We start from the raw sequence: 24,257 nt of genomic DNA on the forward strand, positions 1-24,257 counted from the left end.
TGGGGAACACCCTGCGGCGGAGCACCGTACGTTTGATTGCAAAATAGGCCCTCTCGCGCCCACAGCGCAATCCTTCGACCAGGCCCCTGGTGCACAACACCGGAGGGCAGAGCGGCCAGCCTTTCATGTTCGACTTTTCTGTTCTCTGCCCCCATGTCCTCCCTACCTACCCCCGGGCCGGCCGACGATGCCGCCCCGGATGGCGCGCGCGTCTCTAGCGCCCCCGCCTCCAGCGAACCCCGTTCCCTGCGCATCGAGGACTGGCTCACCGTCATCGTCATGGCGCTGCTGGCGCTGATCACGTTTGCCAACGTGCTCGTGCGCTATTTCACCAATTCGTCCTTTGCCTGGACCGAGGAGCTCTCGGTCTTCCTGATGATCGTGCTGGCCCTGGTGGCTGGCTCTGCCGCGGTGGCGCGCGACCGCCACATCCGCATCGAATTCTTCTGCGACAGCGGCTCCGCAGCCCGCCGCCGCCGGTTGGCGCAACTTGGCGCACTGCTGGTGGCCGTGCTGTTCGCGGTGATCGCCGTGCTCAGCGTGCGCGTGGTCTGGGACGACTACCGCTTCGAAGAAACCTCGCCCGGCATCGGCGTGCCGCAGTGGTGGTACTCGGTCTGGCTGCCCATCCTCTCGCTGCTCATCACCTGGCGCGCCATTGGCCTGCTGATCCGCCGCACGCGCCAGCCGGACGTGGAGTTTCTCGGCAATGACGCAGACGACAACGGAGAGCGCCAGCCATGATCGCCACGCTGCTCTTCGTCGCCTTCCTGGTGCTGATGTTTGTGGGTGTGCCCATCGGTGCCGCCCTGGGGTTGGCCGGCGCCGCCGCCATTGCGCTGGCCAATGCCGAGACGCAATGGTTTGGCCTGCTCGCCGTGCCGCAGAACTTCTACGCCGGGCTGGGCAAGTACCCGCTGCTGGCGATTCCCATGTTCGTGCTGGTGGGCTCGATCTTCGACCGCTCGGGCGTAGCGCTGCGCCTGGTGAACTTTGCCGTGTCCATGGTCGGGCGCGGACCGGGCATGCTGCCGCTGGTAGCGATTGCCGTGGCCATGTTCTTGGGCGGCATCTCCGGCTCGGGACCGGCCAACGCGGCCGCCGTGGGCGGGGTGATGATCGCGGCCATGAGCCGCGCGGGCTACCCCGGTAGCTTCTCGGCGAGTGTGGTGGGGGCGGCCGCAGCCACGGACATCCTCATCCCGCCTTCGGTGGCGTTCATCATCTATTCGGTGCTGGTGCCCGGGGCCTCGGTGCCGGCCTTGTTCGCGGCGGGCATGGTGCCGGGCGTGCTGGCGGGCATTGCGCTCATCGTGCCGGCCGTGTGGATGGCGCGCCGCCACCGCATGGGCCACCTGGAAGCCGACATGCCCCGCCCGCCGTTCTGGCGCAGCCTGCGCGAAGCCTCCTGGGGCCTGGCCGCGCCGGTGCTGATCCTGGGCGGCATGCGCGCGGGCTGGTTCACACCCACCGAGGCCGCCGTGGTGGCCGTGTTCTACGGCCTGTTCGTGGGCATGGTGATCCACCGCACCATTCGGGTGCGCGACCTGTTCACCATCCTGCGCGAAGCGGGCGAACTGTCGGCCGTGATCCTGATCGTGGTGTCGCTGGCGGGCATCTTCGCGTTCTCGCTGTCCACACTGGGCGTGATCGACCCGGTGGCCAACGCCATCGTGAACTCGGGCCTGGGTGAGTACGGCGTGCTGGCGCTGCTGATCCTGCTGCTCATCACCGTGGGCATGTTCCTTGATGGCATCTCCATCTTCCTGATCTTCGTGCCGCTCTTGCTGCCCATCATGCAGCACTACCAGTGGGACCCGGTGTGGTTCGGCGTGATCCTCACGCTCAAGGTGGCGCTGGGCCAGTTCACGCCGCCGCTGGCCGTGAACCTGATGGTCAGCTGCCGCATCGCAGGCGTGCGCATGGAGTCCACCGTGCGCTGGGTCGGCCCCATGCTGCTGGCCATGTTCCTGGTGATGGTGGCCGTGATCGCCTTCCCGCAGCTGGCCCTGTGGCTGCCTGCCCAGCTGGGCTATTGATTCGTTCGCATTTTTTCCAAGGAGACCTGTCCCATGAAACTTCGCACTTTCCTCACTTCCGCCGTCGCCGCTGCTGCGGCCCTTGCCTTCGGCACACCCGCGCTGGCGCAGAACTACAAGAGCGAATACCGCATGTCGCTGGTACTGGGCACCGCCTTCCCGTGGGGCAAGGGCGGCGAGATCTGGGCACAGAAGGTCAAGGAGAAAACCCAGGGCCGCATCAACATCAAGCTCTACCCGGGCGTGTCGCTGATCCAGGGCGACCAGACACGTGAGTTTTCCGCGCTGCGCCAGGGCGTGATCGACATGGCCGTGGGGTCCACCATCAACTGGTCGCCCCAGGTGAAGGCGCTGAACCTGTTCTCGCTGCCCTTCCTGTTCCCCGACTACGCGGCTGTCGATGCGGTCACACAGGGCGAAGTCGGCAAGAGCATCTTTCAGACGCTGGAAAAGGCCGGCGTGGTGCCACTGGCCTGGGGTGAGAACGGCTACCGCGAGATCAGCAACTCCAAGCACGCCATCAAGAGCCCCGCCGACCTCAAGGGTCTGAAGATCCGCGTGGTGGGCTCGCCCCTGTTCCTCGACACCTTCACCGCGCTGGGCGCCAACCCCACGCAGATGAGCTGGGCCGACGCCCAGCCCGCCATGGCCAGCGGCGCCGTGGATGGCCAGGAGAACCCCATCGCCGTGTACCAGGCCGCCAAGCTGCACACCGTGGCACAGAAGCACGTGACCATGTGGGGCTACATGAACGACCCGCTGATCTTCGTGGTGAACAAGGACGTGTGGAACAGCTGGACGCCCGCCGACCGCGAAGCCGTCAAGCAGGCCGCCATCGAAGCCGGCAAGGAAGAAATTGCCATCGCGCGCAAAGGCATGGTCGAGGCCGACAAGCCCCTGCTCAAGGACATCGCCGCCAATGGCGTGACCGTGACGCAGCTGAGCCCCGCCGAGCGCGACGCCTTCGTGAAGGCCACGCGCCCCGTGTTCGAGAAGTGGAAGGGCCAGATCGGCGCCGACTTGGTAAGCGCAGCCGAGAAGGCGATTGCGGCGCGCAAACAGTAAACGGGCAGTAAACGGGCGCCTTACCCCATAGCGCAGGCTCTGTCAGCGCTATCAAATCAAAAGCGGCTAGCGCCCTAACCACGGGCGCTAGCCGCTTTTTTACGCCTCACGCATCAGGGAACGGGATGCTTGACGGCGTTCTTGGCCAGCTTGCGCCGCACGGCAACTTCCAGGTCCACGCCCGCGTGGTCCGCCAGCTGCAGCAGGTACAGCAGCACATCGGCCATCTCGTCGCCCACCCGCTCGTGGGCGGTGGCGTCCTGGGTGAAGGTGCGCGACTGCTCCGGCGTGAGCCACTGGAACAGCTCCTGCAGCTCGGCCGCCTCCACCATCAGCGCCATGGCCAGGTTCTTGGGCGTGTGAAAGGGCTGCCAGTCACGCGCGGCGGCGAAGGCGCGCAGCTCACGCTGCAGGGCGGCGATATCCATGCTCAACGCTCCGTGCTTTCATTTTGATAGCTGCTTGCGCTTTCCACATAAGCGCTACAGCCCGTTTTGGCCATCATTCTTCTGCAACGCCCACATGCGCGCGTAGTGCCCGCCGTGGGCCAGCAGCTGCGCGTGCGTGCCACGCTCGACGATACGGCCGGCCTCCATGACCAGGATTTCGTGCGCGTCCACCACGGTGGACAGGCGGTGGGCGATCACCAGGGTCGTCTTGTTCTGCGCGGCGCTGGCCAGCTCGGCCTGGATGGCACGCTCGTTGGCAGAGTCCAGGGCGCTGGTGGCTTCGTCGAAGATCAGAATGGGCGGGTTCTTGAGCAGCGTGCGCGCAATGGCCACGCGCTGCTTCTCGCCACCGCTGAGCTTCAGTCCGCGCTCGCCCACCATGGTGTCGTAGCCCTTGGGCTGGGCTGCGATGAAGGCATGGATGTGCGCAGCGCGCGCTGCCTGCTCAACCTCAGCCTGGCTGGCGCCGGTGCGGCCGTAGGCGATGTTGTAGGCCACGGTGTCGTTGAACAGCACCGTGTCCTGCGGCACGATGCCGATGGCGCGGCGCAGGCTGTCCTGCGTGACCGTCCGGATGTCCTGCCCCGCGACGGTGATGCGCCCGCCCTGCAGGTCATAGAAACGGTACAGCAGGCGGCTCAGGGTGCTCTTGCCTGCGCCCGAGGGGCCGACCACGGCAACGGTCTTGCCAGCGGGAATCGTGAAGCTCACTCCCTGCAATACGGGCCGTGCGGGGTCGTAGGCGAAGTGCACATCCTCGAAACGCACGGTGGGCGTGTGCAGGTCCGTCAGCGGCTGGGCGCCGGGCGCATCGGCCACCTCCTGCTCCCTGTCCATCAGCGTGAACATCTTGTCCAGGTCGGTCAGGTTCTGCCGGATTTCGCGGTAGATCACGCCCAGGAAGTTCAGCGGGATGTAGATCTGGATCATGAAGGCGTTGACCATGACCAGGTCGCCCAGCGTCATGCGCCCCGCGGCCACGCCCTCGGTGGCGCGCCACAGCATGGCCACCAGCCCCACGGCGATGATAAGCTGCTGCCCGCTGTTGAGCAGCCCCAGGGTGCTGCGGCTCTTGAGCTGGGCCTGCCGCAATTGCTCCAGGCTTTCGTCGTAGCGGCGCGCCTCGAACTGCTCGTTGTTGAAGTACTTGACGGTCTCGTAGTTCAGCAGCGAATCGATGGCCTTGCTGTGCGCGGCCGAGTCGAACTGGTTCGCCTGGCGCCGGAACTGGATGCGCCACTGCGTCACGCCCACGGTGAAGGCGACGTACAGCACCAGCGCGGTGAGCGTGATGACGGCAAACCAGACGTCGAACTGGCGCGCCAGGATGAACAGCACCAGCAGTACCTCGACCAGCGTGGCGGCCAGGTTGAACAGCGCGAACGACACCAGCGACTCGATGCCGCGCACGCCGCGCTCGATGTCGCGCGTCATGCCGCCGGTCTGGCGCTCCAGGTGAAAGCGCAGGGACAGCGCATGCAGGTGCTCGAAGGTCTTGAGCGCGATGGCGCGCGCCGCGCCATGCGTGGCCTTGGCGAACACCAGCTCGCGCAACTCGTTGAACACCGAGTTGGCCAGGCGCAGCGCCCCGTAGGCCAGCAGCAGCCCCACGGGCACCACCAGCAGCGCCGTGGTGCTGCCGGCGGGCAGCGTCATGGCATCGACGAGCCTCTTGAGCAGCAGCGGCACCCCCACGTTGGCCAGCTTGGCGCCGACCATGAAGGCCATGGCCGCGACCACGCGCCATTTGTACTGCCACAGATAGGGCAGCAGGCGCTGCAGAGTGGCCCGGTCGGAACGAACGCGTGGGCTGTCGGAGGCGATGGCTTCGCCGTAGCGGCGCATGATGGACAATCCGTGGAGTCAAGCAAAACCAAAGATTGTGCCCATGTCCCAGGATCGCCCCGCCTCCCACAGCCAGTTGCCCGCCGACAAGGAACTGGTACTCAAGGTGATACCCATGCCCGCCGACACCAACGGCAATGGCGACATCTTCGGCGGCTGGGTCATGGCGCAGGTGGATCTGGCCGGCTCCGTGCTGCCCGCGCGGTACATCCGCGGCCGCATGGCCACGGTGGCGGTGAACGAATTCATCTTCAAGCAGCCCGTGCGCGTGGGCGACCTGCTGTCGTTCTTTGCCGAAGTCACGCGCATCGGCAACACCTCCATGACCGTGCAGGTGGAGGTCTATGCCGAGCACATCCGCACCCAGGGCAGCTACGTGAAGGTGACCGAGGCGTCGCTGACCTATGTGGCCATCGACGAGAACGGCCGCCCGCGCCCCATTCAGAAGCCGGGCGACGAAAGCGTCGCGCCGTAAAAAAACGGGAGCGCCTCACGGCCTCCCGCTGGCGGCGATGGGTGTGCCGGCGTCAGGCCGCGGCCAGCGCGGCCGAGGATGCGGCAGACGACGAACCCGAGGCCGCGCTCATGCGCGCGCCACCACCCAGGCCCACCTCGATCTCGCCGGAGAGCTGGCCACCCTCTTCGATCACCACCTTGCCGTAGCGGATCTTGCCGCTCACCTTGCCGGTGCTGAAGATCACCAGCTTCTGGCGCACGGTGAGCGTGCCGTCGAACTCGCCGTGGATCTCGGCAATGTCGATCTCGGCGGAGCCGCGGAACGCGCCCTGTTCGGTGATCTGGATCACGCGCGAATCCATGGTGGCCTCCACGGTGCCTTCCACGACGAGGGTGTCGCAATCGGTGATCTCCACACCCTTGAGCTTGATGTTGGGGCCCACGGTCAGCTTGCTGCCGCTGCCCTCGGCCGTGGCGCTGGAGGCCGTGGACACAGCGGTTCTGGTTGCGGGAGCGGCGGTTGGGGTGCTTGCGGTGGTGGTGGTGCCGCCCAGCGCTGACGAAGGCTGGCGGGATTGGAAAGTGTCGGGTTCGCGTTTGCCAAAGAAGGGGTTTTGCACGGCCATCGGATCGGATCTCCTAGAAAAGACCCGCAGATGCTAGGAGTTGCCACAGATCAAAACCGCCCCTGTTACGCAAGAACGGTAACCAAACCGTTCGATGGTTGCATGCACTTGCAGGGCTTGCAGCAGCACACAGCGCGTATCCCCCAAACGGCGCGTGCCCGGCGCGGCCGTCTTCGCACGGTCGCGCTAAGAGACGATGTACGCCGCGGCTCCCGCGGACATCAGCTCGCCCTGCGGGCCGAGGAACTCCATGCGCGTGGTGGCCACGCGCGAGCCCAGGCGCAGCACCTCGGCCCGCAGCTCGAAGTGGCTGCCGATGCCGGGGCGCAGATAGTCGATGCGCAGGTCGATGGTGCCCAGCTTGGCGAAGCGGTGCAGGCGGTCCATGGGCGCCTCGTCCATGTGCTTGGCGCCGATGGCGGCCATCACGGCCAAACCGCCCATGGCATCCAGCCCCGCGCTGATGACGCCGCCGTGCAGCCGGTTGTAGGCAAAGTGCCCCACCAGATCGGGACGCATGTCGATGCGCGCCGCGACGGCCGCGGGCTCCAGGCGCGTGATCTTCAGCCCCAACAGGTGGTTGAAGGGAATCTTCTCTTCAAAGATCTGGCGCAGGCCGGCGATGAACTCGGGCTCGAAGGCCACTGGCAGGCTGGCAGGTTTGCTCATGGAATTTTTGCTCTCTTATCAGGAGCTTTTAGCGCTTACTGGATAAGCGCTAGAGCCATTTTTCATTCAGACGCCCGGCCACCCGGTCCAGCAGACACGGTGATCACCCCGGCGCGTAGGGCGAACACGGCATGGATGCCGGCGCCGCCCCCCCGCCCCGTTCGGTGGCGGGGCGGATGTCAGCAGGCGCTGAAATCCGGGCGGCGTTTGTCCATGAACGCGGTGAAGGCCTCGCGGGCGGCGGGCTCGCGCAGCATGCGGCCAAAGCTCTGGCCCTCCTCAGCCATGCGCTCCAACACGGCGGCGGTCTGGCTCTTCTTGAGCAGGCGCTTGGTCTCGATCAGGGCCGACAGCGGCTTGGCCGCGAGCTTGCGCGCCTGGGCCTGGGCCACCATGTTGCATTCGGTCGGCGGCACCACACGGTTGACGAAGCCGACTTCCAGCGCCGCCTCGGCCATGAAGGGCTCGCCCAGCAGCAGCGCTTCGGCCGCGCGGTGGTAGCCCAGCATCTGCGGCGCGAACAGGCTGGAGGCGGCCTCGGGGCACAGGCCCAGGTTCACGAAGGGCATCGAGAACGCCGCGTTGTCCCCCGCGTACACCAGGTCGCAGTGGAACAGCAGGGTCGTGCCGATGCCCACCGCCGGGCCGCACACCGCAGCCAGCACGGGCTTGGGAAAGGTGGCGATGGCGCGCAGAAAGCGGAACACGGGCGCATCCTGCGTGGCGGGTGGCTGCTGCAGGAAGTCGCCGATGTCGTTGCCCGCACTGAAGATGGCCACGTCGCCCTGCAGCACGACCACACGCACCGACGCGTCCTGCGCCGCGGCCTCGAACGCATCGGCCAGCTGCGCGTACATGGCCGTGGTGATGGAATTTTTCTTCTCCACGCGGTTGAAGGTGATGGTGGTCACGCCCTCTTCGGCGTGGACCAGGATGTCTGCGTTCGTTGTACTCATGGGTGTTGCTCCGGGGTCATTCCTTGTAATAAACGATCTGGTGGCTGGTGGCCAGCATGGCGCCGGCCTCATTCCACAGCTGCACGGTCTGGTCGAAAAAGCCGTTGCGAAACTCCTGCGCGCGCGCCTGGCCCAGCAGGTAGCCCGTGCCGGTCTGCGCCAGCAGGTCCGCGCCCGCATGGAAGTACACGGTGATGGACACGGTGCCCGCGGGCACCTGGCGCGCGCGGCGCAGCCACACGCGAGGGAAGAACACATCGGCCAACGCCGCCAGCGCGCAGAAGTCCAGCGCCCGCGCGGGCGCGTCGCGCATCCACAGCTGCGACAGGCTGGTGTCGCCGCTGTCGTCCCACTGTTCGGGCAGCGCGCCGGTCACCGGGCGCATCTCGTAGCGCTGCAGCCATTCCGAGCGGAACGCCGGTTGCACGGGTTTGCACTGCGCCGGCGCGGGGACCTGCGGCATGGGCGTGTCGGCGGCGCCCCAAGTCTCGCGCCGCGCGGCCGTGACCACGGTGGCCGTGGTGGTGACCACGGGCGCGCCGTCCGCCCCCGCCTGCAGGATGGACAGCGTCCAGTGCTGGGTGGAGCGATTGGTGCGCACCGGCGTGGCCTGCAGCGTGAACGGCCCCTCGGCCAGCGCGCCCGCGTAGTTCACCGTGAGCGACAGGGGCTCGCCCAGGCGGTCGGGGTGTTGCATCACGGCCTGCAGCAGCGTGGCCGCGGTGATGCCGCCAAACGGCCCGACCATGTTCCAGTAAGCCGGCGAGGTGTGGCCGGTGTACTGCCCGGCCCCTTCGGAATGGCTGGACGAGAGCGCCAGCGCCGCGTCCAGGGGATGAATGCTGTGGTGCGTAGTCATGGGTGCGAGTGTGCCGTGATTCGGCTCAGCCTGCGGTGGCGGTGGCACCTGCGGTGCCCTGCGGCTGCGCCTGGGCCACCGCCTCCAGCTGCTGCAAGGCGCGGGGCCACAGCGTGTCGCGGAACTGTTCGCGGAAAAATCCAAAGTGCCCGATGCGCCGCGCCTGCGCCTCGTGCGGCGCGATGCGCTCCACGCTGCACGGCGCGTTCGCATACAGCGCCAACAGGCTTTGCGTGCCGCGCCAGGTCATGAGCTCATCGTCCTGCATGGACCAGGCGTGTACCGGAAAGCGCACCGCCGCGTAGCTGCGCTGGGCGGATTCTCCCTCCGCCCCCACGCTGTAGCGCGGGTGCAGGCACCAGCGTCGCCACTGCAGCATCACCCCCGCGGGCAGGTCGCCCACGGCGCGCAGGCGCCGCCCAGGGAAGTAGCCGCACAGCCGCACCGACAACGGCACCAGCACATGCCAGAACGCAGGCATGGCGCGGCGGATGCGGGGTGCGTTGTCGCGCCAGTAGCCGCTGCCCGCGGCGACGCTCAGCAGGCCGCTCACGCGCGCATGCTCGCGCAGCAGCCCGGGCAGCTGCGCGCCCAGGCTGTGCCCCAGCAACAGCAGCGGCTGGCCAGGCAGCGCCTGGGCTGCATGGGCGATCACCGCGTCGTAGTCGCGCGCCCAGTCGAACAGGTTGGCCCGCACCTCGCGCATGCCACCACTCAGCGACTCACCCTGCCCCGGTAGTCGAAGGTGGTGACCCGCAGACCCTGCTGCGCCAGCCAGGCGGCGAACGGCCCATAGAAGGCCTGGCGCACGCCCATGGCGCCGCCAACGACGACGCTGGCGCGCGCAGGGCCGGGCCGTGGCACGTACACGCGCAGCGCCAGCGGCACTGCGCCATCGACCATCAGGGTTTCACTCTGCATGGCTTGTCTCCATGAAGGCGGCCGGTCTGCGCCGGCTTGGCTGCAATCCCCGCGCGCTGCCGCGCGGCAGTGGCGCTTATTTACACGCGCTCGAAGATACCCGCCGCGCCCTGGCCCATGCCCACGCACATGGTGACCATGCCGTACTTGAGCTGCTTGCGGCGCAGCGCATGCACCACGGTGGCCGAGCGGATGGCGCCCGTCGCACCCAGCGGGTGGCCCAGCGCGATGGCACCGCCCATGGGGTTGACCTTGGCCGTGTCCAGCCCCAGCGTGTTGATGACGGCCAGCGACTGGGCGGCGAAGGCTTCGTTGAGCTCGTACCAGCCGATGTCGTCCTGCTTCAGACCGGCATAGCGCAGCGCGGCGGGAATGGCCTCGATCGGGCCGATGCCCATGATAGACGGCGGCACGCCCTTGCTGGCGAAGCTGACGAAGCGCGCCAGCGGCGTGAGGCCGAAGCGCTTGACGGCGGATTCGCTGGCCAGGATCAGCGCGCCGGCGCCGTCGCTGGTCTGCGAACTGTTGCCGGCCGTGACCGTGCCGCGCGCGGCAAACACGGTGCGCAGCTTGGCCAGGCCTTCCAGGCTGGTGTCGGGGCGGGCGCCCTCGTCCAGGCTCACGGTGCGGGTGCTGGCAATGACTTCGCCCGTCTCCAGGTTGGCCGTGCGGTCGGTCACCTCGATGGGCGTGATCTCGTCGGCAAACTCGCCGGCCTGCTGCGCGGCGATGGCGCGGCGGTGCGACTCCAGCGCGAAGGCGTCCTGCGCCTCGCGGCTCACCTTCCACTGCTGGGCCACCTTCTCGGCGGTGAGGCCCATGCCGTAGGCGATGCCCACGTCGCCGTCACGCTCGAAGATGCTGGGCGACAGGCTGGGCGCGTTGCCCATCATGGGCACCATGCTCATGCTCTCCACGCCGGCGGCGATCATCACCTCGGCCTCGCCCACGCGGATGCGGTCGGCCGCCATAGCCACGGCCGACAGGCCCGAGGCGCAGAAGCGGTTCACCGTGATGCCGCCCACGCTGGTGGGCAGGCCCGCCAGCACGGCGCCGATGCGCGCCACGTTCAGGCCCTGCTGCGCCTCGGGGATGGCGCAGCCGCAGATGATGTCCTCGATCGAGGCGGGGTCCAGACCCGGCACCTGGGCCAGCGCGCTCTTGAGCGTGGTGGCCAGCAGGTCGTCCGGGCGGTAGTTGCGGAAAAAGCCCTTGTGCGAACGGCCAATGGGCGTGCGCGTGGCGGCAACGATGTAGGCGTCTTGGATCTGTTTCATGGTTTCTCTCCTCGGGCGGCCTCAGTTACGCACCGGCTTGCCAGTGTTGAGCATGCCCAGGATGCGCTCCTGGGTCTTGGGGTGCTCGATCAGGGCGCAGAACGCCTTGCGCTCCAGCGCCATCAGGTATTCCTCGCTCACCAGCGTGCCGGCGTCCACGTCGCCGCCGCACACCACTTCGGCGATCAGCGTGGCGATGTGCTGGTCATGCTCGCTGATGAAGCCGCCGTCGCGCATGTTGACCAGCGAGCCGCGGATGGTGGCAATGCCGCTGCGCCCCGCCACGGGGAACAGGCGCTTGTGCGGCGCGCGCCAGCCGCCAGCGGCCATGGCCTTGGCTTCGTTGATGGCGACGAACAGCACCTCGTCCTTGTGCGGCACGATGAGGTCGCTGTCGAGCAGGTAGCCGAGCTTCTTCGACTCAAGGGCGCTGGTGCCTACCTTGGCCATGGCCGCGGCGGTGAAGCCTTCGGTCAGGAAGGGCAAAAGGTCCTTGCCGGTGCTGGCGGCGGCGTTCTCGGCCGCGCGGCGGGCGATGTAGGTCAGGCCGCCGGCGCCGGGCACCAGGCCCACGCCCACTTCCACCAGGCCGATGTAGCTTTCCATGTGCGCCACGCGGCGTGCGCTGTGCACGGCCAGCTCGCAGCCGCCACCCAGCGCCATGCCATGGATGGCCGATACCACCGGCACCTGGGCGTAGCGCAGGCGCAGCATCAGGTTCTGCAGCTCATGCTCCACGCCCTCGATGGCGGCAATGCCGGCCACCACGTAGGCAGGCATGGTGGCCTGCAGGTCGGCGCCCACGCTGAACGGCGCGTCGCCCGACCAGATGACCATGCCGTCGTACTCGCGCTCTGCCAGGTCCACGGCCTCCATCAGGCCTTCCATCACGTCGGGGCTGATCGCGTGCATCTTGCTCTGGATGGAGGCGATCAATACCTTGCCATCGAGCGTCCAGGTGCGCAGCGCATCGGTCTCGCTGATGGTGGTGCCGGCCTTGCGCCAGTCGGGCAGGTTGTCCTCGCCCAGCAGTTTCTCGGGGAAGTACTGGCGCTCGTACACCGGCAACTGGCGGCGCGGCACGAACTTGCCTTGGCGCGCGCTCCACGAACCCTGCGCCGTGTGCACGCCGCCGGCATCCGCCACCGGGCCCTTGAACACCCACTCGGGCAGCGGCGCCTTGGACAGCGCCTTGCCCGCGTCAATGTCCTCCTGGATCATCCTGGCCACCTCCAGCCAGCCCGCCTCCTGCCACAGCTCGAACGGCCCCTGGCTCATGCCGAAGCCCCAGCGCATGGCCTGGTCCACGTCGCGCGCGGTGTCGGCAATCGTGGCCAGATGCACCGCAGCGTAGTGGAAGCTGTTGCGCAGGATGGCCCACAGGAACCGGCCCTGCGCGCCTTCGGCATTGCGCAGCAGCTTCAGGCGCTCGGCGGCGGGCTTCTTGAGCATGCGGCCGTACACCTCGTCGGCCTTGGCGCCGGCGGGCACATATTCCTCGCTCTCCAGCTCGAAGCGCAGGATGTCGCGGCCCACCTTCTTGTAGAAGCCCGCCTTGGCCTTCTGGCCCAGGTTGCCCAGCTCGATCAGCTTTTGCAGCACGGCGGGCGTGCCGAAGCTGCCGTAGAACGGGTCGGTCTGCTCGTTCAGGTTGTCCTGCAGCGTCTTGATGACGTGGGCCATGGTGTCCAGGCCCACCACGTCGGCGGTGCGGAAGGTGCCGCTGGAGGCGCGGCCCAGCTTCTTGCCGGTGAGGTCGTCCACCACGTCGAAGGTCAGGCCGAAGTTCTCCACCTCCTTCATCGTGGAAAGCATGCCGGCGATGCCCACGCGGTTGGCGATGAAGTTGGGGGTGTCGTGCGCGCGCACCACGCCCTTGCCCAGGCCGCTGGTCACGAAGGCTTCGAGCTGGTCGAGCACCTCGGGGCGGGTGGTGGGGGTGTTGATCAGCTCCACCAGCACCATGTAGCGCGGCGGGTTGAAGAAGTGGATGCCGCAAAAGCGCGGCTTGATGGCGTCGGGCAGGGCTTCGGACAGCTGGGTGATCGACAGGCCCGAGGTGTTGGACGCCACGATGGCGTGCGGTGCGACGTGCGGCGCGATCTTCTTGTACAGATCGAGCTTCCAGTCCATGCGCTCGGCGATGGCCTCGATGACGAGATCGCACTCGCCCAGCAGCGCCATGTTCTCCTCGTAGTTCGCCTGCTGGATCAGCGCGGCGTCGTCCGCCACACCCAGGGGCGAGGGCTTGAGCTTCTTGAGGTTCTCCACCGCGCGGGTGACGATGCCGTTCTTCGGACCTTCCTTGGCGGGGAGATCGAACAGCACCACCGGCACCTTCACATTGACGAGGTGGGCCGCGATCTGCGCGCCCATCACGCCCGCGCCGAGCACGGCGACTTTCTTCACTTGGAATCGGGACATTTGCTTGTTCCTTGGATGGTGGGATGCGCACGGGGCCGCGCGCCAGGCCCCGTGCCACGCGGGCGGGCCGGCTGCGGCGCCGTGGCGCTCACTGCTTTGCTTACTGCACGCGCTGCCAGGTCTGGGTGCGCCAGAACGGCCCCAGGAAGCCGCGCACCTCCAGCCGCTTGCCGCCGTCGATGGGCTTGAGGCTGGCGCGGTACTCCTTACCGTTTTCGGGGTCGAGGATCTTGCCGCCCTCCCAGACCTCGCGGTCATCGGCCTTCTTGACGCCGCGGATGATCTCCAGCCCCGCGATCGCCTTGCCCTTGCGGTCGTCCTTGCACTCGGTGCACGTGGCGGCCGGGTCGGCGTCCTTTTTGAGGGACTTCTCGATGCGGCCGTTCAGCACGCCGCTGGTTTCGGCAATACGGATCTCGGCCTTGGCCTCGCCCGTCTTGTCGTCCACGCTGCGCCACAGGCCCACGGGGGACATCTGGGCCCATGCAGGGGCCGCGATTGCTGCAAAAATAATAGCTGCTAGCGCTTGTCTCATAAGGCCTCCAGTGCAAAAACGTTCAAAAGTAGCAATGCGTGCAGTCGCTGCCTCAGGCCAGGGCGGCATCGGTGTCCATGAGCACCTTGCTGCCGGCGCGGGCGGTGCGCATCAGCGTGTGGACTTCAGGGAACAGCTTGGCGAAGTAAAAGCGCGCCGTCTGCAGCTTGGCCTGGTAGAAAGGGTCTGTGTTGCCGGCGGCAATCTCGCGCAGCGCCACCTGGGCCATGCGGGCGAACATGTAGCCGAACACCAGGTGGCCGGCCACCCGCAGGTAGTCCACGGCGGCGGCGCCCACCTCATCGGGGTTCTGGAAGCCGCGGAAGCCGATCTCGGTGGTGAACTTGGTCATCTGGTCGCCCAGGTAAGCGATGGGGTTGATGAACTCGGCCATCTTCTCGTTCACGCCTTCTTCGGCCACCAGCTGCCCGACCAGCTTGCCGAACTTCTTCAGCGTGGCGCCGTTGTTGCCCAGCACCTTGCGGCCCAGCAGATCCAGCGACTGCACGGTGTTCGTGCCTTCATAGATCATGTTGATGCGGTTGTCGCGCACGAACTGCTCCATGCCCCATTCCTTGATGAAGCCGTGGCCGCCGAAGACCTGCATGCAGGCGTTGGTGGCAATGTGCCCGTTGTCAGTGATGAAGGCCTTCACGATGGGCGTCAGCAGCGCCACCAGTTCGTCGCTGTCCTTGCGCACCTTCTCGTCGGGGTGGCTGTGGGCCTTGTCCAGCAGCAGCGTGCAGAAAATCTGCAGCGCACGCGCGCCCTCGGCGTAGGCTTTGGCGGTGAGCAGCATCTTGCGCACGTCGGGGTGCACGATGATGGGATCGGCTTCCTTGTCCTTCGCCTTGGTGCCCGACAGACTGCGCATCTGGATACGGTCCTTGGCGTAGGCCAGCGCGTTCTGGAAGGCCACTTCGGTCAGGCCCAGCGACTGGTTGCCCACGCCCAGGCGGGCGGCGTTCATCATCACGAACATCGCGGCCAGGCCCTTGTTGGGCTCGCCCACCAGGGTGCCGATGGCGCCGTCGATGGCAATCTGCGCCGTGGCGTTGCCGTGGATGCCCATCTTGTGCTCCAGGCCCGTGCAGTAGATGGGGTTGCGCTCGCCCAGCGAACCGTCGGCGTTCACCTTGAACTTGGGCACCACGAACAGGCTGATGCCCTTGCTGCCCTTGGGCGCGTCGGGCAGGCGGGCCAGCACCAGGTGCACGATGTTGGAGGTGAAGTTGTGCTCGCCGGCGCTGATGAAGATCTTGTTGCCGGTGATCTTGTAGGTGCCATCGGCCTGGGGCTCGGCCTTGGTGCGCAACAGGCCCAGGTCGGTGCCGCAGTGCGGTTCGGTCAGGCACATGGTGCCGGTCCACTCGCCGCTCGTGAGCTTGGGCAGGTACAGCTTCTTCTGCTCGTCGGTGCCATGGGCGTGCAACGCCTCATAGGCGCCGTGCGACAGGCCGGGGTACATGGTCCAGGCCTGGTTGGCGCTGTTGAGCATCTCGTACAGGCACTGGTTCATCACGAAGGGCAGGCCCTGGCCGCCATAGGCGGTGTCGCACGACAGCGCCGCCCAGCCACCTTCCACGTACTGCGCATAGGCTTCCTTGAAGCCCTTGGGCGTGGTCACCTCGTGCGTCTGCTGGTTCAGCGTGCAGCCCTCGGTGTCGCCGCTGATGTTCAGCGGGAACGCCACGCCGGCGGCGAACTTGCCGGCTTCTTCCAGCACGGCGTTGATCGTGTCGGCATCCACTTCAGCATGCGCGGGCATGGCCTTGAATTCGTCGGTGACCTTGAAGACTTCATGCAGGACGAATTGCATGTCGCGCAGCGGAGGCGTGTAAGTAGGCATGTGGAGACTCCTGGGAAGAAGGAAGGTTGGAAAAGAAGAAAAACCGAAATACGGACGGTGGCAGGACTCAACCGCGGTGGCCAGGCAGCGCGCTGTAGCGCGCCAGGATGTTGTCAAAGCCCGTGTTGGCCCGGTCGATGGAGCCAGGGGTGTGCAGGAAGCGCGCCTCGTAGTGCAGCGCCAGGATCAGGCCGTGGATCTCGAACAGCATCTGGTCCTCGCTGACGTCGTCGCGGATCTCGCCGCATTCCTTGCACTGCTGGATGGCGCGCTTCATCGCGGCCTGCCAGGTCATCACCGAGTTGGCCAGCGCATCGCGCACCGGGCCGGTGCGATCGTCGAACTCCACCGCGCCGCTGATGTAGATGCAGCCGGAGTCGATCTCGATGGAGGTGCGCTTCATCCAGTTGGCAAACAGCGCGCGCAGGCGCGGCACGCCGCGAGGGGCCTGCATCGCGGGGTAGAACACTTCCTGCTCGAATCGCGTGTGGTACTCGCGGATCACCGAGATCTGCAGCTCCTCACGCGAGCCGAAGTGCGCGAACACGCCTGACTTGCTCATGCCCGTCACGTCGGCCAGCGCACCGATGGACAACCCCTCCAGGCCGATGTGCGTGGCCAGGCCCAGGGCGGCATCGATGATGACGGCCTTGGTGTGTTGCCCCTTGTGCAGCGCCCGGCCCTCGCGGCGTGGCGCGCGAACCGTCTTGGTGGGGGAAGGAGAAAGAGACATGAAGCAAAATAAAACGAACGATCGTTCTATTTTGCATAAAACACGCAGGTAACGCCAGTATTTCCAGGCGAGCAGAACGCGCTTCGGGGTAAACCCCTAAGTGGATGATTTATCGAGCCCCACCATCGCGGGGGACCGTGCCAAGGGCGAAATGGTTACCGCGCCTTTCGCGGGTGGTCATGCCATCACGTTTGCCTGCGCCGGCGTTACAGCCACAGTGCCAGAGTGGCGTCCAGGTGTTCCGTCGGCATGCGGCGAAAGCCTGTGCGTGCGTAGCGCTGCAGGCGTCCGCGGATCAAGTCGGACAGTGCGGCCGCCCGCACCTGTGTCTGCACCGTGGGTGTCGCCGAGCCGTCCGCGTCGGCCACGGGCCGTAGGCACTGGCGCAGCGTGGCCTCCACCTTGTCGAAGAACAGGTTCATGCGCTGCTGCAGGCGCTCGTTTTCGAAAACCAGCGCATCCCCCACCATCACGCGCACCATGCCGGGGTTGCGCTCGCCGAATTGCAGCACCATGGCAGTGATGCGCGCCGCGCGCTGCGCGCCCTCAGACTCGCCACCGCGCTCCATGATCTGGTGCACGAGGGTAAAGACGCTCTGCTCGATGAAATCGATGAGCCCCTCGAACATCTGTGCCTTGCTGGCAAAGTGCCGGTACAGCGCCGCCTCGCTCACCTGCAGGCGCGCCGCAAGCGCTGCCGTGGTGATACGCTCGGCCCCGGGCTGCTCCAGCATGGCCGCCAGGGTCTGCAGGATCTGCTCACGCCGCTCGCCCGGCCGCGGCCGGCGGCGCGCGGCGGGCGCGTCGTCGGTGGAGGCTGGCGCGTCAGTAGCAGGCGTGAATTCGGTCATGGGGCAAGGATTGGGGAGGGAGAGCAACAAGTGTGTGCAATTGATTCTCGCACACCACGACTCCAGCGTCGTGACGGCTGCTCGCTGTGCCGCGACCCTTGCAGTTGCTTCCAAAAAAATAGCTGCTAACGCTTGCTGGACAAGCGCTGCAGCCATTTTTGACTCCAATACACCCGGGCCGTGCCCGAAAAGAGCCTAGTGACTCCGGATCATGGTGCCGTAGGCCTGGTCGGTCAGAATTTCCAACAACATCGAATGCGGTACGCGGCCATCAATGATGTGCACGGCATTCACGCCAGCCTTTGCCGCATCCAACGCCCCGCTGATCTTGGGCAGCATGCCGCCGGAGATGGTGCCATCAGCGAACAATGCATCAATTTCGCGCGCCGTCAGGTCAGTGAGCAGCTTGCCTTCCTTGTCCAGCACACCGGGGGTGTTGGTGAGCAGCACCAGTTTCTCTGCCTGCAGCACCGTAGCTAATTTACTCGCCACCACGTCGGCGTTGATGTTGTAGCTTTCGTTTTCCTCGCCAAACCCGATCGGGCTGATGACGGGAATGAAGGCATCGTCTTGCAGCGCCTTGACTACGCTCGGGTCGATCGCCACGATGTCACCGACCTGCCCCACGTCATGTTCGACGCTCGGGTCCTTGTTGTCCACCATCTTGAGCTTCTTGGCGCGGATCATGCCGCCATCGCGCCCCGTGAGGCCCACAGCCTTGCCACCCGCCTGGTGAATCAGGCCCACGATGTCCTGCTGCACCTCGCCGGCCAGCACCCATTCCACGACTTCCATGGTTTCGGCATCGGTCACGCGCATGCCCTGGATGAACTCGCCCTTCTTGCCCAGACGGTTCAGGGCTTGCTCGATCTGCGGGCCTCCGCCGTGCACTACCACCGGGTTCATGCCCACCAGCTTGAGCAGCACCACGTCTTCCGCAAAGTCGGCCTGCAGGGCCGGGTCGGTCATGGCGTTTCCGCCATATTTGATGACCATGGTCTTGCCATGGAACTTGCGGATGTACGGCAGCGCCTGGGCCAGGATCTCAGCCTTGTCGCGCGGCGCAATCGAAAGAAGGTCGGTCATTTGAAGGCTATGCGGCAGTGTGGAACAAAGAGGGCCGAATTGTGCCGCATTCACAAGCTGGGGCTCAGAAGCGCAGCCAGCCAGGCACCTTAAAGCGCACGATAGCCAGATAGGCCCCCACATAGGCCAGTGCAAAGAGCACGATGAACGCAACAAGCACCATGGTCTGGCTCCAGAACAACACGGCGGGCACCATGGACGCCGCCGAAAACATCCACAGATAGGGCGCCGTCTTGCTGTTGCGCACCAGCAGTTCCCGAGCCTCATCTTCAAACAGCGCCGGACGCACGATGCGGCGGAACACCAACTGGTGAAAGTGCAGGGCATCCGCGTGCCCCGGCGACTGCCCCCGCGCCATCTTGCGGTAAATGGAAAAGAAGGTCTCGCACAATGGGTAGACCAGCAGCATCACAGGAAACCAGGGCGATACCAATGTATGTCGCTGCACCAGTGCAACGCAAACCCAGCCAATCACCATGCCCCACACATAGGCACCGCAATCGCCCGCAAAGATCTTGCCTTTGGGGTAATTCCATACCAGGAACCCCGCCGAGGCCCCTGCCAGGCACAGCACCACAACCGCCAACTGCCTGTCACCCAGTTGCAGAGCGACATGTGCAATGGCTAGGCAAGTCAATATGGCAACCGTGCCTGCTAAACCGTTGTAGCCATCGATGATATTGAAGGCATGCGGCAACCCTCCGATGGCAAACGCCGCGAACATCACACCGACGACAGGAAAGGCCAGCAATTGCGCGTCAAGCCAACCGATTCCCAGCCGGGTGACGCTGACTCCGAGAAGCCCACAAAGCAAGACTGCGGAGCCAATAGTGAGAAAAAGGCGATAACCCACGCGTACACGCTGAGTCAAATCCTCCGCCACCCCACCCAAAATGGCGGGTAGTAAGCAGGCCAGCACTGCTAGGCTGGCCGACATCGTCAGCGGGTGGCCCAAGTTAAATCTTTGCGCCGACAAGGCTGCCACAAGCCACCCGGTGGACATACCAAGAAAGATGCCCACCCCCCCGACCCGCGGCGTGTGACCGTGGTGAAAGCGCTGTGGCATGTCAATGCTGTAATGGAGCGCATGACGACGAGCCTGACGCATAAGCAGGAAAACCAGAATCGCTGAGACCATAAAGCTCAGCACCGAAAGAGCAACCATGGAGTGTGTGGGAGGCCACTTAAAATTTCCTTGAAAGAATTACACCATGCCCGTTGCGCCTCCCCACCCATCCACCCCTCCCCCCTCGGTAACTGTTTCCATAGTGAGTCATGGGCAATGGCACCTAGTGTTGCCCCTTCTGTCACAGCTTCAGGAGTTTTGCAGCGCCGAGATCGCCATGGTGGTACTGACCCTCAATATACCCGAACGTATCATTTTTGATACAAATAGTTTCGATTTTCCCTTCAAGTGCATCCGCAATCCCAAACCACAAGGGTTTGGCCGCAACCATAACCAAGCCTTCCAGCACTGCGTAACACCGTGGTTTCTCATTCTGAATCCGGACATCCGCCTAAACGGTTGCCCATTGCAAGTATTGCTGCCCAGGGCCCTGGAAGGCACGGGCTTGCTTGCGCCCCGCGTAGTCGAACCCGGCATGGCGACACCACAACCGCATCGCAGATTCATTACCCCCCCGGAACTGCTCAGTCACCGCCTTGCGTGGCGCGCACCCCCTACGCAGCCGGATTGGGTACCCGGCATGTTCATGCTGGTGCGCCAGCAAGCCTATGCCCAGCTTGGAGGGTTTGACGAACGCTTTTATATGTACTGCGAGGATCATGACTTCTGCCTCCGGCTCCAGTTAACAGGATGGAAGATGCAGGCGGAAGACGACGCCGTTGTTATTCACGAGGCCCAGAGACTAAGCCACTCATCCCTTCGCGCACTGAAGTGGCACCTTGCTAGTTTGGTGAAGACCTGGGCATCTGCAGCATTCTGGCGCTTCGCATTTCGCACACGCGCATGATCCCGCGCCGTTGCGCACAACAGCATATCTGCGCCTGGGACAGGGCATACCTAGGGGGCGCGATAATGAGAGGATGATTACCGTAAGCGGAACTCGCAAGCATCTTCTTCATGCGTCACTAAGCATGGCAATCTGGGCATGGGCAACGTACTGTGTTGGGCAGACCAACACTGCAGCCACGAAGCCAGGACTTGCACTTCCAGCCAACGCCTCCACCAAGAAGGCGGATGAATTTCTAGCAACCCTGCGTCCGCCTACTTCTGTGAATACGCTGGAAAGCGGCAATGATCTGTTGCTGGATTTCCCCGATGTTGCTGCAGCCGGCCCTGTCCGGGTCAAAGCTGTCAGCACCATCCCCAATACGGATGGCATCTGGTTGTTGAGCCTGAGCCCACAGCCGGACAGTGGTGCGGCGCTCTTTGCCGCCGTCACGCTTTCGCCAGCCAGCCTGCCTGATACCACGCTGCTACTCAACCTGACTAAGACACAACCCATACTGCTTGTCGTGAGAGCACGTGGCAGTTACTACGGGCTGCAGCGCGAAATCAAGATCGGAAACCTCGCGCCAGATCTGAAGAAGAAATAATCATGCCAACGACGGGTACCACGTTCATCGACCACCTCCGTGAAAGGAGTCTTCTCGATGAAAAAGGAGCCGCGCAACTGCGCAGTCTTATCCAGGACAAGTTTGATTCCGCTTTGGTGGTTGCGGGCCGGACGGGCATGATCCCAGAGCGCGCGCTGCTTGATGCTTTTACAAGCTACACGGGCTGGAAAGCGATCGACTTCGCCGAGTTGTCAGCACTGGAACATCACATCGCGGAAACCCTTGAAACTCTGCAACTCAAGTCCACTTGGTGCCAAAGTGAAAAGCTGGCTCTCTGGACAACTCCGGACAGCTTGGTTTGCTGCACAAGTGACTTTCCATCGCGCGCAGCCCAGGAAGTACTTCGGATCAAGGCCGAGCAAATCACATTTCCTTTGAGTTGGCGGATTGCGCGCCCGGTCGATATCGAAAACCTTTACGCCGCGATGGCATCGCGCAAGGCAAAAACCATGGTCGCTACCGGTGACCTGGCGCACCTTCGAGAACTCGCAGAAGAAGGGCCTATTGTGGAGCTTGTCAACAGCTTACTCAGCCAAGCGGTAACCTACAGAGCCTCGGATATCCATGTGGAGCCCGGCGAATATGGATTCGTGGCCAGAATCCGGGTCGATGGCGTAATGCGTGATCTCCAAAAGTTCAGTGCAGATCGTTTTGACGCGACCGTATGCCGCATCAAGATTCTTTCCCAATTGGATATTGCCGAGCGACGGCTTCCTCAAGATGGTCGCATGACGGCGAGAATTCACGGTGAAGTTTTCGATGTGCGCGTATCGATCTTGCCAGGCAGTAATGGCGAATCTGTCGTCATGCGCCTTCTACGGCAAGATCGCCCAAGTTACGACTTGGGTGACCTTGGCATGCTGCCTGATCAAGCGGCGCAGTTTCGTAGATGGATTGACACCCCTAATGGAATCGTCCTCGTGACCGGCCCCACAGGCTCTGGCAAGACGACAACCCTCTATACTGCCCTGGACCTCGGCAATGATGGGTTGAAAAAAATCATCACGGTGGAAGATCCAGTGGAATACAAGCTCCACGGGATCACACAGCTCCAAGTTAATGCCGAAATCGGCTACACTTTTGCGTCAGCATTGAGATCCATCCTGCGCCACGACCCCGATGTGATTCTCATTGGCGAAATTCGCGATCAGGAAACCGCTGCCATTGCGGTGCAGTCAGCTCTCACCGGACACCTCGTTTTCTCCACACTGCACACCAACAGCGCTGCAGGAGCCATCACGCGCCTCAGTGACATGGGTGTTGAGCGCTTCCTGCTCGCTTCCAGCCTTCGCGGAATCATGGCTCAGCGACTCGTACGCCGCCTGTGCCCCCACTGCAGCAAACCTGCAGCCCACATCGATCCCGCTCAGCAAACGTTGTTGAATGACACACTGAGCCACTGGCGCGCCATAGCTCCGGACTCTCCGCTGGACATTCAGCCCCGTGAACCTGTTGGCTGTGATGCCTGCATTCATAGCGGTTATTTGGGGCGCATAGCCGTGTACGAAATGTTCGATGTGGATGACACTATTCGCCAACAGATTCTCGACAAGGTAAACGAAACACAGATGGTCCAGGACCTGCGCGCTCGGCATATACGGTCCATGATGCAAGACGGCTTGCTCAAGGTTTGCTCGGGCATTACCACCATCGCAGAAGTGATGACCGTAGGCCCCTAAAAACGGGGATACAGCATGTTCATATTTAAATATCAGGCAACTTCAAGCGATGGCCGACATAGCAAAGGCAAATTGGAAGCACCAGACAGCGATAGCGCACTTGCCATACTGATGGCACAGGGATTCAAGGTATTCGCACTTGAAAAAATATCTCAAGGCGGCACCTCTCAATCTGCGGAGTCTGCAAAACGCCCCTTCCGCCTGAATCATATTTCAAAGCAGCGCATCTCCCACGACGAAATTTTGGTTTGCATTCAGGAGTTGTCGACACTATTGAATGCCGGCATCCCATTGGCCGACGCCTTGCTCAATATTGCCCGAGGCCACGAAAGTCGTCCCCTTGGCGCCGCACTGCAAACCGCATACAGCAGTCTTCGCTCCGGCAGCAGTCTGGCAGTAGCGCTGAAAAACAGCGGCCTCAATCTTCCGGATTATGTACATGAGCTGGTCAAGGCGGGAGAAGAGACCGGGAAACTAGGCGCCTCCTTACAATCCGCATCCCAACAAATGGAGGCCGACGCAAGCTTCCGCCGTGAAACCCGTAATGCACTGACTTATCCCATGGTCTTGATTGCCAGCGGCCTGCTGGCAACGCTCGTGGTCTTCATTTTCGTAGTCCCAAAGTTCGCCAACATACTCACCAATCCCAAGGCAGACATTCCAGTTTTTTCACGTTGGGTTTTGCAATCGGGCCTATGGCTAGTGAACAACAAACTTATGGCAGCTGCCGTTCTTGCTGGTGCAGCAATGGGAATCTGGATGACGCTTTCCCGGCAAGACGTACGTGACAAACTCTGGGAAACCGCAAGCACGCTGCCGGTGATCGGACAGTGGATATCCCACGTGGAACTCGCCCGTTGGGCTAGCATGTTTGCAGTATTGTTGGAGCACCATGTCCCTTTGCTGGACGCCCTCCGCCACTCACAAAACTCCCTGAGCGGACACGGCTGGCGACACAAGGCAGAATTGATCGCGAAAGACGTCAAGACGGGCCACGCACTCGCAGCAGCCATGCAGGCGCATCACTTTCTTGACCCCGTGGGCCTCAACCTCATTCGAGTTGGTGAACAATCCGGGAAGCTCGCGCACACGACTGGTTCACTTGCGCAGATGCACCGTACCCACGCACAGCAGAGCATGAAGCAATTTCTGATTCTGCTGGAACCGGTCACCATTCTGATGGTCTCAGTGCTGTTGGGCGGCATCATGATCAGCGTGATGCTGGCCATCACCAGTCTCACCAACGTGATCTGAGTCGAGCGAACTCCCAACCGCGGTTGGCCCCTCGCACCACCGCCGCGCCGCCCTCTTTTTCGCCTATCACGCCAATCATTGTTTTTACCATGCGCCAGAACACA

General features: G+C 64.1%; 24 protein-coding genes. 8 read left to right on the forward strand and 16 right to left on the reverse strand.

Annotated elements, in window-relative coordinates:
- The first annotated feature begins 153 nt into the window (after nt 1-153).
- From BA022_RS12265 to BA022_RS12275, 3 genes are read left to right on the forward strand one after another with little or no spacing between them, the layout of a single operon-like run.
- Complete coding sequence (locus tag BA022_RS12265; protein WP_012655605.1) at nt 154-744, forward strand: TRAP transporter small permease; 591 nt, start codon at nt 154-156, stop codon at nt 742-744.
- Nucleotides 741-2,039 (forward strand): TRAP transporter large permease, encoded by a 1,299-nt coding sequence (locus BA022_RS12270; RefSeq protein WP_088887662.1) that lies wholly within the window; start codon nt 741-743, stop codon nt 2,037-2,039. The genes BA022_RS12265 and BA022_RS12270 overlap by 4 nt, the downstream gene beginning before the upstream one ends.
- Nucleotides 2,040-2,072: 33 nt before the next feature.
- Complete coding sequence (locus BA022_RS12275) at nt 2,073-3,104, forward strand: DctP family TRAP transporter solute-binding subunit (protein WP_011804058.1); 1,032 nt, start codon at nt 2,073-2,075, stop codon at nt 3,102-3,104.
- A 113-nt stretch (nt 3,105-3,217) separates the two neighbouring features.
- Here BA022_RS12275 and BA022_RS12280 read toward each other — a convergent pair whose 3' ends face one another.
- Both BA022_RS12280 and BA022_RS12285 read right to left on the reverse strand, forming a co-directional pair.
- Nucleotides 3,218-3,532, reverse strand: a complete 315-nt coding sequence (locus tag BA022_RS12280) for a nucleotide pyrophosphohydrolase (protein ID WP_011804057.1) — start codon at nt 3,530-3,532, stop codon at nt 3,218-3,220.
- A gap of 54 nt (nt 3,533-3,586) precedes the next feature.
- On the reverse strand, nt 3,587-5,398 hold the full coding sequence (locus BA022_RS12285; protein ID WP_088888611.1) for an ABCB family ABC transporter ATP-binding protein/permease: 1,812 nt from the start codon (nt 5,396-5,398) through the stop codon (nt 3,587-3,589).
- Between the two features lie 43 nt (nt 5,399-5,441).
- Between BA022_RS12285 and BA022_RS12290 the strand changes: the two genes are divergently transcribed.
- The gene (locus BA022_RS12290; protein ID WP_041838784.1) at nt 5,442-5,873 is read left to right on the forward strand and encodes an acyl-CoA thioesterase; all 432 of its coding nucleotides are present in this window, start codon (nt 5,442-5,444) and stop codon (nt 5,871-5,873) included.
- 52 nt (nt 5,874-5,925) lie between these two features.
- On the opposite strand, the gene BA022_RS12295 is transcribed toward BA022_RS12290, so the two are convergent.
- The 14 genes from BA022_RS12295 to BA022_RS12360 form a co-directional block, all read right to left on the reverse strand.
- Nucleotides 5,926-6,480: a bactofilin family protein gene (locus BA022_RS12295; protein ID WP_047349319.1), complete on the reverse strand. Its 555-nt coding sequence runs from the start codon at nt 6,478-6,480 to the stop codon at nt 5,926-5,928.
- Between the two features lie 186 nt (nt 6,481-6,666).
- Nucleotides 6,667-7,149 (reverse strand): thioesterase family protein, encoded by a 483-nt coding sequence (locus tag BA022_RS12300; protein WP_088887663.1) that lies wholly within the window; start codon nt 7,147-7,149, stop codon nt 6,667-6,669.
- Between the two features lie 179 nt (nt 7,150-7,328).
- Nucleotides 7,329-8,105, reverse strand: a complete 777-nt coding sequence (locus BA022_RS12305) for an enoyl-CoA hydratase (protein WP_012655597.1) — start codon at nt 8,103-8,105, stop codon at nt 7,329-7,331.
- A gap of 16 nt (nt 8,106-8,121) precedes the next feature.
- Complete coding sequence (locus BA022_RS12310; RefSeq protein WP_011804051.1) at nt 8,122-8,964, reverse strand: acyl-CoA thioesterase; 843 nt, start codon at nt 8,962-8,964, stop codon at nt 8,122-8,124.
- Between the two features lie 25 nt (nt 8,965-8,989).
- On the reverse strand, nt 8,990-9,742 hold the full coding sequence (locus BA022_RS12315; protein WP_088887664.1) for an alpha/beta fold hydrolase: 753 nt from the start codon (nt 9,740-9,742) through the stop codon (nt 8,990-8,992).
- Nucleotides 9,679-9,885, reverse strand: a complete 207-nt coding sequence (locus BA022_RS19685; protein WP_088887665.1) for a hypothetical protein — start codon at nt 9,883-9,885, stop codon at nt 9,679-9,681. Before BA022_RS19685 ends, BA022_RS12315 begins: the two co-directional genes overlap by 64 nt.
- 80 nt (nt 9,886-9,965) lie before the next feature.
- Nucleotides 9,966-11,162 (reverse strand): acetyl-CoA C-acyltransferase, encoded by a 1,197-nt coding sequence (locus BA022_RS12325; protein ID WP_011804049.1) that lies wholly within the window; start codon nt 11,160-11,162, stop codon nt 9,966-9,968.
- 21 nt (nt 11,163-11,183) lie between these two features.
- Nucleotides 11,184-13,586 carry a 3-hydroxyacyl-CoA dehydrogenase/enoyl-CoA hydratase family protein gene (locus BA022_RS12330; protein WP_088887666.1) on the reverse strand — a complete coding sequence of 801 codons (2,403 nt, stop codon included), beginning with the start codon at nt 13,584-13,586 and terminating at the stop codon, nt 11,184-11,186.
- 100 nt (nt 13,587-13,686) lie between these two features.
- Nucleotides 13,687-14,121 (reverse strand): DUF2147 domain-containing protein, encoded by a 435-nt coding sequence (locus BA022_RS12335; RefSeq protein WP_088887667.1) that lies wholly within the window; start codon nt 14,119-14,121, stop codon nt 13,687-13,689.
- Nucleotides 14,122-14,173: 52 nt separating this feature from the next.
- Nucleotides 14,174-15,970 (reverse strand): acyl-CoA dehydrogenase C-terminal domain-containing protein, encoded by a 1,797-nt coding sequence (locus tag BA022_RS12340; protein ID WP_012655593.1) that lies wholly within the window; start codon nt 15,968-15,970, stop codon nt 14,174-14,176.
- A gap of 67 nt (nt 15,971-16,037) precedes the next feature.
- Complete coding sequence (locus tag BA022_RS12345; RefSeq protein ID WP_012655592.1) at nt 16,038-16,703, reverse strand: TetR/AcrR family transcriptional regulator; 666 nt, start codon at nt 16,701-16,703, stop codon at nt 16,038-16,040.
- Between the two features lie 206 nt (nt 16,704-16,909).
- Nucleotides 16,910-17,554 carry a nucleoid occlusion factor SlmA gene (gene slmA, locus BA022_RS12350; RefSeq protein ID WP_088887668.1) on the reverse strand — a complete coding sequence of 215 codons (645 nt, stop codon included), beginning with the start codon at nt 17,552-17,554 and terminating at the stop codon, nt 16,910-16,912.
- 195 nt (nt 17,555-17,749) lie between these two features.
- On the reverse strand, nt 17,750-18,640 hold the full coding sequence (argB, locus tag BA022_RS12355; protein WP_011804042.1) for an acetylglutamate kinase: 891 nt from the start codon (nt 18,638-18,640) through the stop codon (nt 17,750-17,752).
- Between the two features lie 64 nt (nt 18,641-18,704).
- Nucleotides 18,705-19,805, reverse strand: coding sequence for a glycosyltransferase family 4 protein (locus tag BA022_RS12360; protein ID WP_088887669.1), 1,101 nt, complete (start codon nt 19,803-19,805; stop codon nt 18,705-18,707).
- Nucleotides 19,806-19,983: 178 nt separating this feature from the next.
- Here BA022_RS12360 and BA022_RS12365 point away from each other — a divergent pair, with 178 nt between their 5' ends.
- The 4 genes from BA022_RS12365 to BA022_RS12380 all read left to right on the forward strand — a co-directional run bounded on the left by BA022_RS12365 (nt 19,984) and on the right by BA022_RS12380 (nt 24,153).
- On the forward strand, nt 19,984-20,613 hold the full coding sequence (locus BA022_RS12365; RefSeq protein ID WP_228403596.1) for a glycosyltransferase: 630 nt from the start codon (nt 19,984-19,986) through the stop codon (nt 20,611-20,613).
- A 124-nt stretch (nt 20,614-20,737) separates the two neighbouring features.
- The gene (locus BA022_RS12370) at nt 20,738-21,199 is read left to right on the forward strand and encodes a hypothetical protein (RefSeq protein WP_148665181.1); all 462 of its coding nucleotides are present in this window, start codon (nt 20,738-20,740) and stop codon (nt 21,197-21,199) included.
- 2 nt (nt 21,200-21,201) lie between these two features.
- Nucleotides 21,202-22,899, forward strand: a complete 1,698-nt coding sequence (locus tag BA022_RS12375; RefSeq protein ID WP_088887672.1) for a GspE/PulE family protein — start codon at nt 21,202-21,204, stop codon at nt 22,897-22,899.
- A gap of 15 nt (nt 22,900-22,914) precedes the next feature.
- Nucleotides 22,915-24,153 (forward strand): type II secretion system F family protein, encoded by a 1,239-nt coding sequence (locus BA022_RS12380; protein WP_088887673.1) that lies wholly within the window; start codon nt 22,915-22,917, stop codon nt 24,151-24,153.
- Nucleotides 24,154-24,257 lie beyond the last annotated feature (104 nt).

Source organism: Diaphorobacter nitroreducens (assembly GCF_002214645.1).
Taxonomy (GTDB): Bacteria; Pseudomonadota; Gammaproteobacteria; order Burkholderiales; family Burkholderiaceae_C; genus Diaphorobacter; species Diaphorobacter nitroreducens.